The sequence below is a fragment of the Nioella sp. genome (assembly GCF_965215655.1).
GTDB lineage: Bacteria > Pseudomonadota > Alphaproteobacteria > Rhodobacterales > Rhodobacteraceae > Nioella.
In genome coordinates this window covers 706,178-721,409 of record NZ_OZ244111.1, presented here as the reverse complement: position 1 = coordinate 721,409, position 15,232 = coordinate 706,178, and the positions used below count along the sequence as shown (strand labels likewise).

Annotated in this window: 12 protein-coding genes; 7 read left to right on the top strand and 5 right to left on the bottom strand. The window is 62.3% G+C overall.

Annotated features, from left to right (window positions below; genetic code table 11):
- The first annotated feature begins 51 nt into the window (after positions 1 to 51).
- Genes fsa through ACOOEX_RS03740 form a run of 3 tightly spaced genes read left to right on the top strand, consistent with a single transcriptional unit; the run spans position 52 to position 2,400 of the window.
- On the top strand, positions 52 to 705 hold the full coding sequence (gene fsa / locus ACOOEX_RS03750; RefSeq protein ID WP_420397181.1) for a fructose-6-phosphate aldolase: 654 nt from the start codon (positions 52 to 54) through the stop codon (positions 703 to 705).
- 52 nt (positions 706 to 757) lie between these two features.
- On the top strand, positions 758 to 1,471 hold the full coding sequence (locus ACOOEX_RS03745) for a DUF484 family protein (RefSeq protein ID WP_306045032.1): 714 nt from the start codon (positions 758 to 760) through the stop codon (positions 1,469 to 1,471).
- A gap of 5 nt (positions 1,472 to 1,476) precedes the next feature.
- The gene (locus tag ACOOEX_RS03740) at positions 1,477 to 2,400 is read left to right on the top strand and encodes a tyrosine recombinase XerC (RefSeq protein WP_420397180.1); all 924 of its coding nucleotides are present in this window, start codon (positions 1,477 to 1,479) and stop codon (positions 2,398 to 2,400) included.
- Positions 2,401 to 2,419: 19 nt separating this feature from the next.
- Here ACOOEX_RS03740 and ACOOEX_RS03735 read toward each other — a convergent pair whose 3' ends face one another.
- Positions 2,420 to 3,151, bottom strand: coding sequence for a hypothetical protein (locus tag ACOOEX_RS03735; RefSeq protein WP_420397179.1), 732 nt, complete (start codon positions 3,149 to 3,151; stop codon positions 2,420 to 2,422).
- Between the two features lie 139 nt (positions 3,152 to 3,290).
- Between ACOOEX_RS03735 and ACOOEX_RS03730 the strand changes: the two genes are divergently transcribed.
- Both ACOOEX_RS03730 and ACOOEX_RS03725 read left to right on the top strand, forming a co-directional pair.
- Complete coding sequence (locus tag ACOOEX_RS03730; protein ID WP_420397178.1) at positions 3,291 to 3,980, top strand: CDP-alcohol phosphatidyltransferase family protein; 690 nt, start codon at positions 3,291 to 3,293, stop codon at positions 3,978 to 3,980.
- Between the two features lie 117 nt (positions 3,981 to 4,097).
- Positions 4,098 to 4,427 carry a hypothetical protein gene (locus ACOOEX_RS03725; protein WP_420397177.1) on the top strand — a complete coding sequence of 110 codons (330 nt, stop codon included), beginning with the start codon at positions 4,098 to 4,100 and terminating at the stop codon, positions 4,425 to 4,427.
- Between the two features lie 502 nt (positions 4,428 to 4,929).
- On the opposite strand, the gene ACOOEX_RS03720 is transcribed toward ACOOEX_RS03725, so the two are convergent.
- The 4 genes from ACOOEX_RS03720 to ACOOEX_RS03705 form a co-directional block, all read right to left on the bottom strand.
- Positions 4,930 to 5,190, bottom strand: a complete 261-nt coding sequence (locus ACOOEX_RS03720; protein WP_420397176.1) for a Flp family type IVb pilin — start codon at positions 5,188 to 5,190, stop codon at positions 4,930 to 4,932.
- A gap of 80 nt (positions 5,191 to 5,270) precedes the next feature.
- On the bottom strand, positions 5,271 to 6,071 hold the full coding sequence (locus ACOOEX_RS03715; RefSeq protein WP_420397175.1) for an inositol monophosphatase family protein: 801 nt from the start codon (positions 6,069 to 6,071) through the stop codon (positions 5,271 to 5,273).
- A 130-nt stretch (positions 6,072 to 6,201) separates the two neighbouring features.
- A complete protein-coding gene (locus tag ACOOEX_RS03710; RefSeq protein ID WP_420397174.1) occupies positions 6,202 to 12,264 on the bottom strand; it encodes a choice-of-anchor L domain-containing protein in 6,063 nt (2,020 codons plus the stop codon).
- A 286-nt stretch (positions 12,265 to 12,550) separates the two neighbouring features.
- Positions 12,551 to 13,459 (bottom strand): LysR substrate-binding domain-containing protein, encoded by a 909-nt coding sequence (locus tag ACOOEX_RS03705; RefSeq protein WP_420397173.1) that lies wholly within the window; start codon positions 13,457 to 13,459, stop codon positions 12,551 to 12,553.
- Positions 13,460 to 13,561: 102 nt separating this feature from the next.
- On the opposite strand from ACOOEX_RS03705, the gene metF reads away from it, so the two are divergent.
- Both metF and ACOOEX_RS03695 read left to right on the top strand, forming a co-directional pair.
- Positions 13,562 to 14,428 (top strand): methylenetetrahydrofolate reductase [NAD(P)H], encoded by an 867-nt coding sequence (gene metF / locus ACOOEX_RS03700; protein ID WP_420398319.1) that lies wholly within the window; start codon positions 13,562 to 13,564, stop codon positions 14,426 to 14,428.
- 129 nt (positions 14,429 to 14,557) lie between these two features.
- On the top strand, positions 14,558 to 15,046 hold the full coding sequence (locus ACOOEX_RS03695) for a PaaI family thioesterase (RefSeq protein ID WP_420397172.1): 489 nt from the start codon (positions 14,558 to 14,560) through the stop codon (positions 15,044 to 15,046).
- Positions 15,047 to 15,232 lie beyond the last annotated feature (186 nt).

The following is a 15,232-nucleotide window of genomic DNA, read 5'->3' as shown; positions in this document are numbered from 1 at the left end:
GCTGGGGTAAGACACGCCCGAGCCCGCCATCAACCCCTGAGGGATAGACCAATGAAATTCTTTGTCGACTCCGCCGAAGTGGACGCCATCGCCGAGCTGAATGATATCGGGATGGTCGACGGTGTCACCACCAACCCATCGCTGATCCTGAAATCGGGCCGCGACATTATCGAAGTGACCCGCGAAATCTGTGCCATGGTCGACGGCCCCGTCTCGGCCGAGGTGGTGGCGCTGGAAGCCGATGCCATGATCGCAGAGGGCCGCAAGCTGGCCGAGATCGCAGAGAATATCTGCATCAAGCTGCCGCTGACCTGGGACGGGCTGAAAGCCTGCAACATCCTGACCAATGACGGGTTCCAGACCAACGTGACCCTGTGCTTCTCGGCCAATCAGGCACTGCTGGCCGCAAAGGCGGGCGCGACCTATATCTCCCCCTTCATCGGGCGCCTTGATGACATCAACCTCGACGGAATGGACCTGATCGCCGATATCCGCACGATCTATGACAATTACGGGTTCGAGACGCAGATCCTCGCCGCCTCGATCCGCTCTGCCAACCACATGAAAGACGCCGCCCTGATCGGCGCCGATGTGGCCACCGCGCCGCCGAATGTGATCAAGGCGATGGCCAACCACGTCCTTACGGATAAGGGGCTCGACGCCTTTATGAAGGACTGGGCAAAAACAGGGCAGAAAATCCTGTAAACATGTTGTAAGGTCTGCCCCAACCATAAAAACACCAAGGGGCAGACCACTTATGGGCGAAAGGGCAGACGCGTTGGAAGACTGGCGCGAACGGGTATTGCAGGACCCGGATCTCATTCTTGATGACCGCGACGTGATGAGGGCTCTGATCACCGCGAATGATCGCCAGATGGGCGGCAATATCGTCGATATGCGCGGCATTGCCATGGAACGGCTGGAAAACCGGCTGGACCGGCTGGAAGACACGCATCGCAGCGTGATCGCGGCGGCCTATGAAAACCTTGCCGGCACCAACCAGATTCACCGCGCGATCCTGAAACTGCTGGATCAGGCGGAGTTCGAGGATTTCCTCAAGGTGCTCGGCACCGATGTGGCGGCGATCCTGCGGGTGGACCGCATCCGGCTGGTTCTGGAAAGCCCGGAAGCCACTGAAACGAGTGCCCCCAAGGTCCAGAAGCTGGAAGATGTGCTGACAGTGGTCGCGCCAGGCTTCGTCGATGACTATCTGACCGCCGGGCGCAACATGCCGCAACGGGCCGTGACCTTGCGCCAGATCGGGGCCGGTGCCGCCAGCATCTATGGCGAGGCCGCCGACTGGATCGCGTCAGAGGCCATTCTGCGGCTCGACCTTGGGCTTGGGCGCCTGCCAGCAATGTTGGTGATGGGGTCCGAAGACCCGCACCAGTTCCGCCCCAGCCAGGGTACGGACCTGCTGAATTTCTTCACCGGCGTATTTGAGCGCAGCATGAAACGGTTCCTGGGGTAGGCCCGATGAGCACCGCCCTCAGCCCCGCCGCACGCGACCTAATGGAAGCGTGGCTTGCGGATGTGGGCAGTTTGCGGGGCGGGTCGCCCGCCACCGTCACAGCCTACGGAGCGGACCTGCGGGATTTCCTTGCGTTCCAGACCGGGCACCATGGGGCACAGCTTGGGCTTGGCCCCTTGCGTGCCCTTGGCCCGCGCGACATGCGGGCCTGGATGGCCGCGGAACGGGGATCGGGCCTTGGGGCGCGGTCACTGGCGCGCAAGCTGTCAGCGGTGAAAGGTTTCTACCGCTGGTGGGCAGAGCGCGACGGGTTCGACGCCACGGCTGTCCTTTCGACCCGCGCGCCGAAATTTCAACGAAAGCTCCCCCGTCCCTTGTCAGAACCCGCCGCTCAGGAGCTGATGGAACGGGTCGGCGCACAGGACGCCCGCGACTGGATCGCGGCGCGGGATGTGGCGGTGGTCACTCTGCTTTATGGCTGCGGTTTGCGGATATCCGAGGCACTTGGCCTCACAGCCTCGGTCCTGCCGCTATCCGACGTGTTGCGTATTCGGGGGAAGGGCAACAAGGACCGCGAAGTGCCGGTTCTGCCCGCGGCCCGCCGCGCCGTGGACCGCTACGCCGCGCTCTGCCCCCATGATCTGCCCGCCGATGGCCCGCTGTTCCGCGCGGTTCGCGGCGGCGCGCTCGGGCCCCGTCAGGTGGCCAAGGTGGTCGAGTCGGCCCGGATGCAGCTCGGCCTGCCCGCCACCGCTACCCCCCACGCCATGCGCCACAGCTTCGCGACGCATCTTCTGGATGCAGGCGGCGATCTGCGCGCGATACAGGAACTGCTCGGCCACGCCTCCCTGTCGACCACCCAGGCCTATACGGCGGTCGATACGGCCCGGTTGATGGAGGTCTACCGCAACGCCCATCCCAAGGCGTAGCTCTGCGCTTTGCGGTCCTTTATCTGTTCATCGTGCAGGTCATATCACCGCTAGACACCGGCAGCGCATTGCCGTTGCTTCGCGCCCCCACGCGCTGCGGGTCGACGGCCCAATCGGCGCTGAACCCTTGCTCCGACAGCTCGAAATTCGACAGCGTGCCGTACCGGCCAACGCCGGGCTCCCACCATGTGCCAGCCCATCCCGAAGCCCCCTGCCCCAGAGCAGGGTTGTAGGTGAGAGTGAGCCTGCCGTGTTCGTCCTCGTAGGTATCCTGGTAGGTGCCTTCCATTGCCATCCAGGATCCTGCCTGACTGAGATTGACACCGCCCCAGCAATCGTAGCTGCCTGCCGCTATGATCGGCAATGTGCCCCCTGATGGCGTGGGTGTGACCGAGCCCGGCTGATCGAACATCACCGACATTCCAAAATTTGAGGCGAATATCTCCAGCTCATGCGCACCGGAATGGTGGAAATTGTAGCTCCAGTTCGCATCCGGCGTCCCGGTCATGTGGATGGCCTCGGCCAGGATGACGCTCTGTCCCATGGGGACGGTCGCCCGTCCGCGCGACAAAGGAGGCACGACGACGGGTTGGCTCTGGATCGAGGAGCTGTGGGCATTCTGCGTGAAAACGGACAGCGTGGCATCGGTGTTGTTGTGGATGATCAGCGTGGCCTGCTGAGCCTGCGCGATCCCCGTGATCGCCAGCAGCAGCGGGACAAAGAGCGCAAAGGCGCGAATCAATGCGGGCATGGGGACCTCCGTTCAGATTTGGGGCAAGGGTATCACGGGATGCGGCAAGCTCGAAATTCTGTCGCAACGGCAATGCCGCCCGCCCTTTCCCGGCACGCCCCCGGTTGCCTATCGCGTTGCTTTGGTTCATGTCAGTCCGATGACATTGCGTATGAAAGCCCTCTCGGTTCACCTGTTCACCGCCACCGGCGCCGTCTTTGCCATGCTTGCTATGCTGGCGGCGGTCGAGGAAAAGTGGTCGCTCATGTTCCTGTGGCTGGTTGTGGCCCTGATCGTAGACGGGATCGACGGGCCATTGGCGCGCCGCTACCAGGTCAAGACCAATGCGCCAGAGTTCGACGGGGTCCTGATGGACCTGATCATTGATTACCTGACCTATGTCTTCATCCCGGCCTATGCGCTGTTCAAATCCGGGCTCTTGCCGGGCTGGACAGGGTGGCTCGCGATCATCGTCATCACCTTTGCCAGTGTCGTCTACTTCGCCGATACAAGAATGAAGACCAAGGACAATTCCTTTGCGGGCTTTCCGGGCTGCTGGAACATGGTGGTATTGGTTCTTTTCGCGCTCAGCCCGAATTTCTACATAATCCTCGGGCTGGTCATCCTCTTTGCCGTGGGGATGTTCCTGAACCTCAAGTTCATCCACCCGGTGCGCACGGAACGCTGGCGGGTCTTGTCCTTGCCCATGGCCATTGCCTGGACCGGTTTTGCCGGTTGGGCCGCCTGGGTCGATTTCCATCCGGAAAGCTGGGCACTTTGGGGGTTGATGGGCAGCTCTATCTATCTGGCCATTGCCGGGATTGCCCAACAGATTCTGCCAGAACGCTGATCTCCCTCACCATCCGTTGACGCATGGGAAACAGGCCATTGGCTTGACTTTGTCTTTTGTATGTGTATATTTTACACCTATTGAAGCCAACCGCACTCAAACCCAGGAATTTGACCCATGCGTATTCTCTCTCTCCTCTCTGCCGCTGCTTTTGCCTCTGCCATTTCCGGCGCGTCGCAGGCCGAGGCCCAGTATGTCGACCTTTATGAACTGAGCGCCTATTGCAGCGCTGGTTACTACGAGGCCTGCGCCATGCTGGATGCCTACGCCATGCAGATGCAGGCCCCGGTCTATGGTGGCTATAACAGCTACGACCCCTACGCCGCCCATGCACAGCGGATGGAAGACATCCACAACTGGGGCAACCAGATGCTGGCCACCGGCGCCGCCAACTCGGCCATCCTGGACCAGCGTCACAACTCCTTCATGGAAACCCTGCGCAACTGATCCCACGCTGCAGCAGATCGGGGCCTGTCAGCCGGTTCGGCTGGCAGGCCCTTTTCATTTCTTGGGGCCGGTTTTGCCATGGGCTGACGCAGTTGAAATCTTTTTGTGTAAAATGCACACTTTTCTCTTGCGCACCCCGGATTAATGTGTAAATAATACACTAACAGAAACGAAGACAACGGAACCCAAACCAATGACCTTCTCGCCCCGCTCCGCCGCCGCCCTGCTCGCCCGTGATGCCCGCACCCGTCAGGCCAAGCCGGTCACCCTTCCCAAAGCCCCTTTCCCGCTCGGCTGATTTTTCCGAGTAACACAAAGTTTCGTCAGGCCCGGCTGTCCTCCTCCCTCCCCTCTCCCTCCCTGTGCCGGGCCTGACACCCAGATTTTTCAGCACCAAAACCTTTTCATTACGGATGGTCCTGCCGCGACCGTGAGAGCGGCAGGACCATCCGTTTTTTCTGTCCGGACAAGATGGGTGGGAGTCCCGATTGCCGACGGCCTGCTACTGGCTCTCTGCGTCCTCTGACGCGGCGGCCGCTGCCTCTGCCGCCTGTTGCGCGCGGAAATCATCCCACTGGTCAAAGCTCGTCATGATCTCGAAACCGCTGAGCGCCGAGCGCACGTCATTCGACAGGTTTTCCACGCCTTCGCTGACATAGGACATGACCGCCAAACCCATGGCGACAGAGGCGGCCGTCATGACCACCCATTCGACCGTGGCCGAACCGTTTTCCTCATTCCAGAACTGTGCAACGCAGGTCATGGCATCCTCTTGGAATCATCCGGGGACGAGGATGCCTTACCGCCAAGGCAAAAATTTGACGGATCAAGCCGCGACGCGTGTCAGTTTTCCGACCGGTCGCGGATGATCTTGGCGAACTGGTCGAAGATCGGCTCGGCAGCCGCCAGAACCTGACCATCTTCCACAAGGTTCTGTCCGTCGCGAATCGGCTGAACGATGGCGCCCGCCTCTTTGGCGATCAAGAGGCCCGCAGCCACGTCCCAGGCATGAAGACCCCGTTCCCAGTAGCCATCGTAACGGCCCGCCGCCACATAGGCGAGGTCGAGTGCGGCAGAGCCCCACCGGCGCACACCGGCACAGGCGGGCATCAGCCGCGCCAGATCCTGAAGCGTCGCGGGCAGGTATTTGCGCCCGCCGAAAGGCACACCGGTCGCAAAGACGCAGTCGATCATCCGGTGGCGGCCCGACACGCGCAGGCGCTGCGAGTCGTTCAACCAGGCCCCTGCGCCTTTTTCGGCGTAGAACATCTCGTCCTTGGCGGCATCATAGACCACACCCGCCACGATCTCGCCCTTGTGCTCCAGCGCGATGGAGACCGCCCAATGAGGCATCCCGTGCAGGAAGTTGGTGGTCCCGTCCAGCGGATCGACGATCCAGCGGCGGGTGGGATCGGTGCCGGGGGTTTCGCCGGATTCCTCACCCAGCCACCCATAGTTGGGGCGCGCGTCCATCAGTTCCGTGCGCAGGATCTCTTCGGCGGCCATATCGGCCTTGGACACGAAGTCACCCGGCCCCTTGGACCCGACCTGAAGGTTCTCGACCTCCCGGAAGTCCTTGACCAGGCTGCGGCCTGCCTTGCGGGCGGCCTTGATCATGATGTTGAGATTTGCGCTGCCCTGCATGGCGTGTTCCTCGGCTAGACGAAAGCGGCGTATACCCGTAGTCCGCAGCAAAGGAAAGTTGCGAAGCGCAGTTTTTCAGCACCGCCTGGACAGGCCCGCCCCGGACGGGCCAAGGCGTGGTTTGACAGGATCAGGCCGCGCGGGTCGGGTGCGCACCCACTGCGCCTTTCTTCATGGCACGGATATCGCGTCCCAACAGGTAGTCGCGGGCGGGCGGGCCATAGCGACCTGCGGCACCATCCTCGCCAAAAGCAACATGCGCCAGTTCCGGGAACAGGGTCAGCAGTTCGGCCATCGCCTCTCGGTCGATAGATTTCAGCGCCTGCGGGCCCGGATAGAACGCCTCGGTCCGGGCGCCTTCGGCGAAAACGATCTCGTGCCTGTCGAACATGATGTGCACATAGGTCACCTGCTCGCATTTGCGGTCGATCCGCGCGATCTGCCCCCCATAGAGCTCCGCCGCGTGCTTGGCGCGGATCAGCCGTTCGCCGCTGTCGGTCTTCATGACGAACCCGTGCTGCGGCGACACCAGCATCTTGCGGTCGTTGCCGAATGCACCCTTGCGGATCAACACGGGCTTGAGTTCCGGCTGTACCTCCAGTTCCTCGGAGGTCAGGGTGCGGCTGCCCACCCAACGGACCGGCTGAAAGCCGTTATCGGCGGTCAGCACCATGTCACCGGGGCGGATGTCCTCGACCGGCCGTTCGCCATCGGCGGTGATGATCATCGCGCCGGGGGTGAAGCAGGGAATGCCGATTGCGAACAGTTCCGGGATCGTATCGACCTGGTTCGGGGTCACGCCCTCCAGCGTGATGCTTTCGCCCCCCGGGAAGGTCAGGATCGCGTCACCGCTGCCATCGCCGTTCGTGTCGGTGACCACCACATCCCAGGCCGTGACCGGTGTGGTGCCATCGGTAGTCAGGCCCGTGACATCAAGCTGGTCGAACGTGTGCCCGTCGCCGCGGTCGCCCATGTCGAAACCGGACACGACATCGCTGCCGCCGCCATCGCCAAGCTGCAGCGTGTCCTCGCCACCGCCAAGGATCAGGGTCTCGAATTCTTCCGCGGTGACCGTGTCGGTGCCGTCGGTGATGGTCACCTTCTCCGGGTTCGCGTTGGTCAGGTCGATGGTGGTGTCGACGGTCAGGTTGCTCAGATCGAGCGTGTCGCCATCCGTCTCGCTGGTTTCACCGCCGTAGAGGTTGTCATTGCCGAAGCCATCCTCGACGATCACCGTGTCGTCGCCGCCTTGCCCGAAGACCTGGTCATCCCCGGTCCCGGCATAGACGAGGTCGTCATCGGCCCCCGCGAAGATGCTGTCATCCCCGGCCCCGCCGATCAGCGTGTCATCGAAACTGTCACCGATGATCGTGTCATTCCCGGCACCACCATCAATGCTGTCGGCCCCACCGGTCGCGAACACGTCGTCGCCATCGAGGCTGTCATTACCAGCCCCGCCGAGGATCGTGTCCGCGCCGTCCTGACCGAACACCGTGTCATCGCCAAGCCCCGCCACGACCGAGTCATCGCCCGCATCGGCCAGCACGCTGTCATCGTTCGACCCGTCGGAATGATCCAGCGCGTCGATCATGTCGCCTTCGGGATCGCCGGTGTACCCCACGTCAATCGTGTCGCTGCCCGAGCCGCCCTCGACGATGAAATCGCGCCCGTCCGGGATGCCGATGGCAACCAGTTCGGCCGCACCATCCACCTCGCTCGGAGCCACGCCCACAAGCGTAATGCTTTCACCGCCCGGGAAGCTCAGAACCGCGTTGCCGAAACCATCATCCGTGACCGTCACGTCATTGGTGGTGACCGGCGTAGTGCCGCCATCCGAGGTCAGGCCGCTGACATCCAGCTGATCTTGCCCGGTATAGGTGCCATTGCCATTGTCGATCGGCGCTTCGAATTCCTGAACGATGTCGGACCCGTCACCGTCGGACAGAACCACCACATCCTGCGCGCCGTCATTGGCGCCAAGCGCGATGTTGTCGTCGCCCTGACCGCCCGCGACCGTGTCAGCCCCCGCTCCGGTCGCGACGCTGTCATCGACGGAAGATCCCGTTACGCTGTCATCGCCCGAGCCGAGGACAACGCTCTCGATCTCGGTGAAGGTCGCGACGTCGCCCGCTGTGGTCGAGGTCAACGTGCCGCTTTCATTGTCTGCCGCGCCATTGGCCGACAGGTCCAGCGTCAGGTCAGCACCAATCCAGGACGCATCCAGGATATCGGCATCGACACCACCCTCGCCACCCGCAATCGTATCGGCCCCATAGCCGTCGAAGACCATGACCGTGTCGGCATCGTCGCCGCCAAGAATGCTGTCGCTGCCACCCGCACCGCTGATAAGGTCAGCGCCGGTGCCGCCATCCAGCGTGTCGTTGCCGGTGCCGCCATTGATCGAGTCATTGCCGCTGCCGCCGGTGACGGAGTCATCGCCCGCGCCCGCCGCAATACTGTCGTCATCGGCACCGCCGTCGATGCTGTCATCGCCGCCTTGACCGTTGATCAGATCATTGCCCGCGCCGCCCAGGATGGTATCCGCGCCCGCGTCATTGCCGCCCCAGATCGTATCGTCGCCCGCCCCCGCGACAACGCTGTCATTGCCGCCGCCTGCTTCGATGCTGTCATCATTCGAGCCATCCGAATGGTCGTTCGCATCGACCCTGTCGCCCTCGGGGTCGCCCGTGTAGCCCGCGTCAATCGTGTCATCGCCCGAGCTGCCCTCGACAATGAAATCGGGGGCTGGCGGAATACCGATGGACACGAGGTCGGCCTCGGTCGCCAGCTGGCTCGGAGCGACGCCTACCAGAGTGATGCTCTCACCGCCCGGGAAGCTCAGAAGCGCATTGCCATTGCCGTCATCGCTGACCGTGACATCGCCCGCATGGATTGGCGTCGTGCCCCAGTCAGAAGTCAGACCCGACACATCCAGCTGGTCGTTGGTCGAGCCGTCGCCACTGTTGGTCATGTCGAAGGCCTGGACGATATCCGCGCCGCCGAAATCGGCCAGGGTTATGGTATCGCGCCCGCCACCGAGGATGATGTTCTCGATCTCGTTGAACTGCGCGGTCGAGGTGCCGTCGCTGAACGTGCCTGCCTCGGGGTTGGACCCGGTCAGGTCGATGGTCAGGTCGTCGGTAACAAGGCTGAGGTCCAGAACGTCGCCGGTGACCTCGTTGATGCCCTCGGCTTCGATCGTGTCATTGCCGAAATCGTTCTCGATGCGGATCGTGTCGTCGTTGAAGCCCGACCAGATATAATCGTCCCCGGTGCCGCCCCACATCTCGTCATTGCCGACGCTGCCGCGCAGCCAGTCATCGCCCGCACCGCCGATGATCGTGTCATCGCCGTCACCGCCGCTGATCGAGTCGTTGTCAGCGCCGCCGTCGATGCTGTCCGCACCGGTGCCACCGTCCAAGGTGTCATCGCCCGCACCGCCAATGATCGTGTCGGAGTTTTCGTCGCCATAGAGGTCGTCGGCCCCGTCACCACCCTCAATCGAGTCATCGCCGGTTCCGCCGCGCAGCGTGTCCGCACCCGTGCCGCCCTCGATGGTGTCGTTGCCCACATCGCCCTGAACCGAGTCATCGCCCGCGCCAGCCACGACCGAGTCATCCCCGGCCCCCGCGACGATCACATCGTCATTGGACCCGTCCGCCGCGTCATTTGCATCGACCAGGTCACCCTCCGGGTCACCGGTATAGCCTGCGTCGATCGTATCCGATCCGCTGGTGCCCTCGACGATGTAATCCCGCCCGTCGGGGATGCCGATGGCCACGAGGTCATCAACCGTGGACAGGTTCAGCGGGTTCACGCCTTCCAGCGTGATGCTTTCGCCGCCGGGGAAGGTCAGCACCGCATTGCCATAGGGGTCGCTTGTCACGGTCACATCGGTGGTGGTCACCGGCGTGGTGCCGCCGTCAGAGGTCAGCTTGCTGACATCGAGCTGATCGACCGCCGTGCCATCACCGGAATCGGAGATATCAAAGCCCGAAACCGCGTCCTGACCGCCGCCATCAGCCAGATGCACCGTATCACGCCCGGCGCTGAGGATGATGTTTTCAATTTCGGTAAATTGCGTCGCCCCCCCGGTCGAGCCGGTTTCGAACACGCTGCCAGCCTCGGGGTCGGCGGCGGACAGGTCCAGCTCCACGCCCGAGGTGACCGCCGACATATCCAGCGTATCGCCATTGGTCTCGTCGGTTTCGCCGCCGGTAATCGTGTCATTTCCAAACCCGTCAGTCAGCGCGATGGTATCATCGCCGCCCTGTCCGAAGATCACGTCATCGCCTTCGCCACCGTCGATGAGATCGCCCGAGCCATCCTCTGGCAGCGCGGCAGGCGTGACGGTGCCGACGACATTGTCGATCAGCAGCTCACCGCCCGAAGCGCTCGGCGGTTGAACGATCTCGATGGTGATCGCCTGACCGTTCAGCGACGCGTCCTCGACCGTTGACTCCACGGTTACGGTGGTCAGCGCGTTGATATCGCCAGTCGTTCCACTGGTCGTTCCGATCAGGGTCGTTCCGGCGTAGATGTTGATCTGGTAGGGAACATCGCCACTATAGCTGTAGGTGCCGTCGCCCACATCGGCAGAGAAGGAATAGGTGTCGCCAGCAGCGTAGGTCTCAGACAGGGTCTGCGAAATCGCGACCGAGTTCGAGCCACCCCCTTGATAGATCCAGGCCACATCCGTGCCATCCACGGTGCCGGTATTGATCTCGGAGCTGGTCGGATTGTAATCGCCCGCCTGCCCCGAACCGGTAACCGAAACGGTCCAGCCGGGAATGCCCTGAGAATACTGCCCGTCGGAATGGGCGGTCTGCTCAAAGCTCTGATTGTTGATGTTCAGGCTGCGTGTCGCCCCCCCGCCAAGCGACGGGTCGTTGCCCCCATGAATGGTGTCATTGCCCTCATCACCGAACAGCGTGTCGCTGCCCGCTCCGCCGGCAACAACGTCATCACCGCTGCCCGCCTCGACGATGTCATCGCCAGCGCCGGACTGGACCGTATCGTCACCGCCAAAGGCCATGACATAGTCATCATCGCCGGTGGTCCCGTTCACGCCGATCGCGTCACTCGCGTCGATCATGTCGCCTTCGGGATCGCCGGTGAAGGTCGCGTCGATCACATCCGCCCCGCCGCTGCCTTCGACAATGCCGTCAAGCGGGGCATCGGCCACGGTCTGGATATTCACATAGCCGACGTCAGTGGCGCCGTCGCCATTTTCGACCGTGTAGGTAAAGACGGTTTCGCCCAGGTCGGAATCGGACGCGACCGACAATGTGTAGTCGCTGTTCAGCGTAACGGTTTCGCCGGTGTTCAGCGTGACCGACTGGCCCGGAACCACAGCTTGCCCGTTGATCTCCGTCACGGTCAGCCCATTGCCGGACGCGTCGTGATCATTGGCCAGAACGTCGATCACGGCGGTGGTGTTGGCCTCCATCGTGACACTGTCTTCAAAGGCCAACGCGACCGTCTGGATACTGTCCGCCGCGATCAGGACGTTGGTGTCATAGGCGCTGTCGCCGCCATCGGCGAGGCCGATCTTGATGGTGTTTTCCTCGCCCGGATTGACCGGCGCCTTGAAAGACAGGGTGATGGTGAACCCGTCCATCTCGGTATTGTAGGTGTCCGCGCTGGCCGGGTTGTCGACGTAGAGGTTCGAATTCGATGTGTCGTTCACCGTGTCGATCGACACCGTATCGCCCGAGGAGGTCAGCGGCACGAAACTGCCATTGACCCAGACCCCGAGCGTGTCGTTCACGCCGGAGTTCACATATTCCAGATATTCCTCGGACGAGAAGACGAACTGCATCGTGATGTAGTCGTCATCGGGAATGAAGGTGGACTGGAAGACCACTGCATCAAAGGTCGATGTGGACGAGATCGCATCGAGGTCCGCGTCCCCCGCCCCGCCATGGCCGGTGGATGTCCCGGCACTGGTATTGGTGTTTGTCCCGGTCCCCCCCGTCGTGAAATCGGTGGCATTGCCGGTCGACAGGATCACCCCGCTGTCGCTCGGCACCACACCGCCAGAGGTCGCGTCGCCACCCGAATAGATCCCGGCCTGCCCGCTCGCCCCGGTCAGCGTGGCGGATACGACTTGAATACCGTCTCCGAAAATGGTCTCGGCAATCGTCGTGGCATCGGTTGTGGTGGTGACGTTCAGTTCAAGTGCGTCAGGCATTACTCGGACCTCCTGCAACGCAGGACGTCCCGACCGACATGACCACCCAATTGGTCGCGCGCCTTTCGGTCACAAGGAAAAAACCCCTTGGGAAAACCCGGTTCCCGGCCTGCATTGCACTGCTTTCACATTATTGTTCTGTGATCGTGCTAAGGTCTGATTGGGTCGGTTTTCAGGGCTTGCCCGGGCCTTTTCCGGCTAAGAAAACGGCGATTGTTGGCGAGATGAGAACAATTTGCGGGAAGCTGACAAGAACCCGCCGCATCCTCGCCTCATTCGGGCCGGTTCAGCCGCGTCTTTGCAGCTTTACCGGCTCTGTCCGGGCCAGTTTCAGCACATGGGACATGAAGGGTTTCGTCGTATCCTCGACCCGCGTCGCCCCGTACATGCGCCGGGTCAGGCCGGTTTCGGTCAGCGGCCGCGTGACATAGCTGGAATTGGTCCGCTGTTCGCGCACCACCCAGTCGGGCAGTACCGTGACCCCGCGGTTGGAGGCCACAAGCAGCAGGATCACGGCAGACAGTTCCACCTGCCGCACCGCGCGCGGCTCCACCCCCGCAGGTTTCAGGAACTGGCTGAACACGTCCAGCCGGCTGCGTTCCATCGGGTAGGTGATCAGCAGCTCATCCTGAAAGTCTTCGGGCATGATGAAGGGCTTGGCCGCCAGCGGATGTTCGGACGAGGCAACAAAGACCGGCTCGTAGTCAAAGAGCGGCGAGAAATCGACGCCGGGCAGATCCTCGGGGTCCGAGGAGATCACCAGATCGACCTCCTCGCGCATCAGGGCAGGCAGGGCTTCGAATTGCAGACCGGGGCGGATATCGACATCCACATCGGGCCAGGCGACGCGGAACTGTTCCAGAACCGGCAACAACCACTCGAAGCAGGCGTGGCACTCGATGGCGATATGAAGACGCCCGACCTTGCCCTGCTGCATGGCACGGAACTCTTCCTCCATCGCAGCCACCTGCGGTAGTATCTGCTCGGCCAGCCGCAACAGGCGCAGCCCGGCCGGCGACAGTTTCATCGGCTTCGATCGCCTGACAAACAGCTCCATCCCGGCCTGATCCTCTAGCCCCTTGATCTGGTGGCTGAGCGCGCTTTGCGTGATGTGCAGCCGGTCGGCCGCCTTGGCCAGCCCCCCCTCGTCATGGATGGCCTTGATGGTGCGAAGGTGGCGGAACTCGATATGCATTAGTCATGCTCATGTTGATGATGAATGTTATGAGTTTGCCTCAGCATTTTATCCATGTCACATCCATGTGCAACAGCATCGAGGATGTAGCCCAAAATGACCCTGCCGACCCCCAATGTTTCGTTCGAGTTCTTTCCCCCGCAATCGCTGGAGGCGTCATTCCGTCTGTGGGATACGCTCGGCACCCTCGCGCCACTGGCACCCGAATTCGTGTCGGTCACCTATGGCGCGGGCGGCACCACCCGCGATCTGACCCATGACGCTGTAAAGACCATCCATGGCAATTACGGTGTCAATGTCGCTGCGCATCTGACCTGCGTTGACGCCACCCGGGAAGACACGCTGGCCATTGCCGACAGCTACGCGCAGGCAGGCGTGACCCGCATCGTTGCCTTGCGGGGCGATCCCCCCAAGGGCGCGTCGGGTTTCCAGCCCCATCCCGATGGCTTCGCGTCATCGGTCGAGTTGGTCGAGGCGCTGGCCCAAACCGGCAAGTTCGACATCGCCGTGGGGGCCTACCCGGAACCGCATCCCGAAGCCGCTGACCTGCAAGCCTGCGTCGATTACCTGAAACGCAAGGTGGACGCCGGGGCAACCACCGCCATCACCCAGTTCTTCTTCGAAACCGGCAGCTTCCTGCGGTTCCGCGATGCCTGTGCCGCGGCAGGGATCACCGCTCAGATCATCCCCGGCATCCTGCCGGTGAACAACTGGACCCGCGTGCGTGGCTTCGCCAGCCGCTGTGGGGCGGTCATTCCGACCTGGCTGGATGACGCCTACGCCGCGGCCATCCGTGACGGGCGCGAACAGCTGCTGTCCACCGCGCTTTGCACCGAGCTCTGTACCGAATTGCTGGAGCAGGGCGTGGAAGACCTGCATTTCTACACGCTCAACAGCCCTGACCTGACCCGCGATGTCTGCGCCGCGCTCGGCGTCACACCGCGTGTCACCCTGGCAGAGGTGGCGTAACGCCCCCCGGTCTTCCGCTGGACCGCATGAAACGTTGCGTCACCTCTCGCCGCCGCAGTCAAAGCAGGATTGCGGCGGCGCAGGCCAGTTGGGCATGCTGGCCCGGACTACCAGCAAACCGGACGTCCCATGCCCACTCCAGTCTTTTCCGATACGCCTGACGGCCTGGCGGATCGTGACACGCTCCTGTCCATGTCCGGCCTCGCCTTCATGCAGGCGATCCGCGACGGCCTCCTGCCCAATCCGCCGATTGCGAGAACGCTCAACTACCATGTCGATACGGTCGAGGATGGACGGGTGATCTTTCGCGGCGCACCGCTTTTCGATCACTGCAACCCCATGGGTACGGTGCATGGCGGCTGGTACGGGACGCTGCTGGACAGTTGCATGGCCTGCGCGGTGATGACGAAAGTGCCGAAAGGGTCGGTCTACACAACGCTGGAATACAAGGTGAATATCACACGGCCCATCCCGCTTGGCACCGAAATCATCGCCGAGGGGATTGTGCTCCATTCGGGCCGGTCGACCGGTGTGGCCGAGGGCACCATTCGCGGAACTGAGGACGGCAAGCTCTACGCAACAGGCTCCACCAGCTGCATCATCATGGCGATGGTGTAAGCACCAGAAAATTCTTCCAGAAGAATTTTCGCCAGTGCGTCAGACGCCGAAAAATCTTCCGGAAGATTTTTCCTGGCGCAAAGAAGAGTTTTCCGGAAAACTCTTCTATCTCAGCCCCCGATTTCGTTGACTTCGCATGGGCTTTGAGGCATGGCCGTTTCTTCAACTCACCCCAAGGAGATCGCC

What these genes read in the sequence shown, in the direction of transcription:
- fsa (WP_420397181.1), top strand. Translation starts at nt 52, where the DNA reads ATGAAATTCTTTGTCGACTCCGCCGAAGTGGACGCCATCGCCGAGCTG.
- ACOOEX_RS03745 (WP_306045032.1), top strand. Translation starts at nt 758, where the DNA reads ATGGGCGAAAGGGCAGACGCGTTGGAAGACTGGCGCGAACGGGTATTG.
- ACOOEX_RS03740 (WP_420397180.1), top strand. Translation starts at nt 1,477, where the DNA reads ATGAGCACCGCCCTCAGCCCCGCCGCACGCGACCTAATGGAAGCGTGG.
- ACOOEX_RS03735 (WP_420397179.1), bottom strand. Translation starts at nt 3,151, where the DNA reads ATGCCCGCATTGATTCGCGCCTTTGCGCTCTTTGTCCCGCTGCTGCTG.
- ACOOEX_RS03730 (WP_420397178.1), top strand. Translation starts at nt 3,291, where the DNA reads ATGACATTGCGTATGAAAGCCCTCTCGGTTCACCTGTTCACCGCCACC.
- ACOOEX_RS03725 (WP_420397177.1), top strand. Translation starts at nt 4,098, where the DNA reads ATGCGTATTCTCTCTCTCCTCTCTGCCGCTGCTTTTGCCTCTGCCATT.
- ACOOEX_RS03720 (WP_420397176.1), bottom strand. Translation starts at nt 5,190, where the DNA reads ATGACCTGCGTTGCACAGTTCTGGAATGAGGAAAACGGTTCGGCCACG.
- ACOOEX_RS03715 (WP_420397175.1), bottom strand. Translation starts at nt 6,071, where the DNA reads ATGCAGGGCAGCGCAAATCTCAACATCATGATCAAGGCCGCCCGCAAG.
- ACOOEX_RS03710 (WP_420397174.1), bottom strand. Translation starts at nt 12,264, where the DNA reads ATGCCTGACGCACTTGAACTGAACGTCACCACCACAACCGATGCCACG.
- ACOOEX_RS03705 (WP_420397173.1), bottom strand. Translation starts at nt 13,459, where the DNA reads ATGCATATCGAGTTCCGCCACCTTCGCACCATCAAGGCCATCCATGAC.
- ACOOEX_RS03695 (WP_420397172.1), top strand. Translation starts at nt 14,558, where the DNA reads ATGCCCACTCCAGTCTTTTCCGATACGCCTGACGGCCTGGCGGATCGT.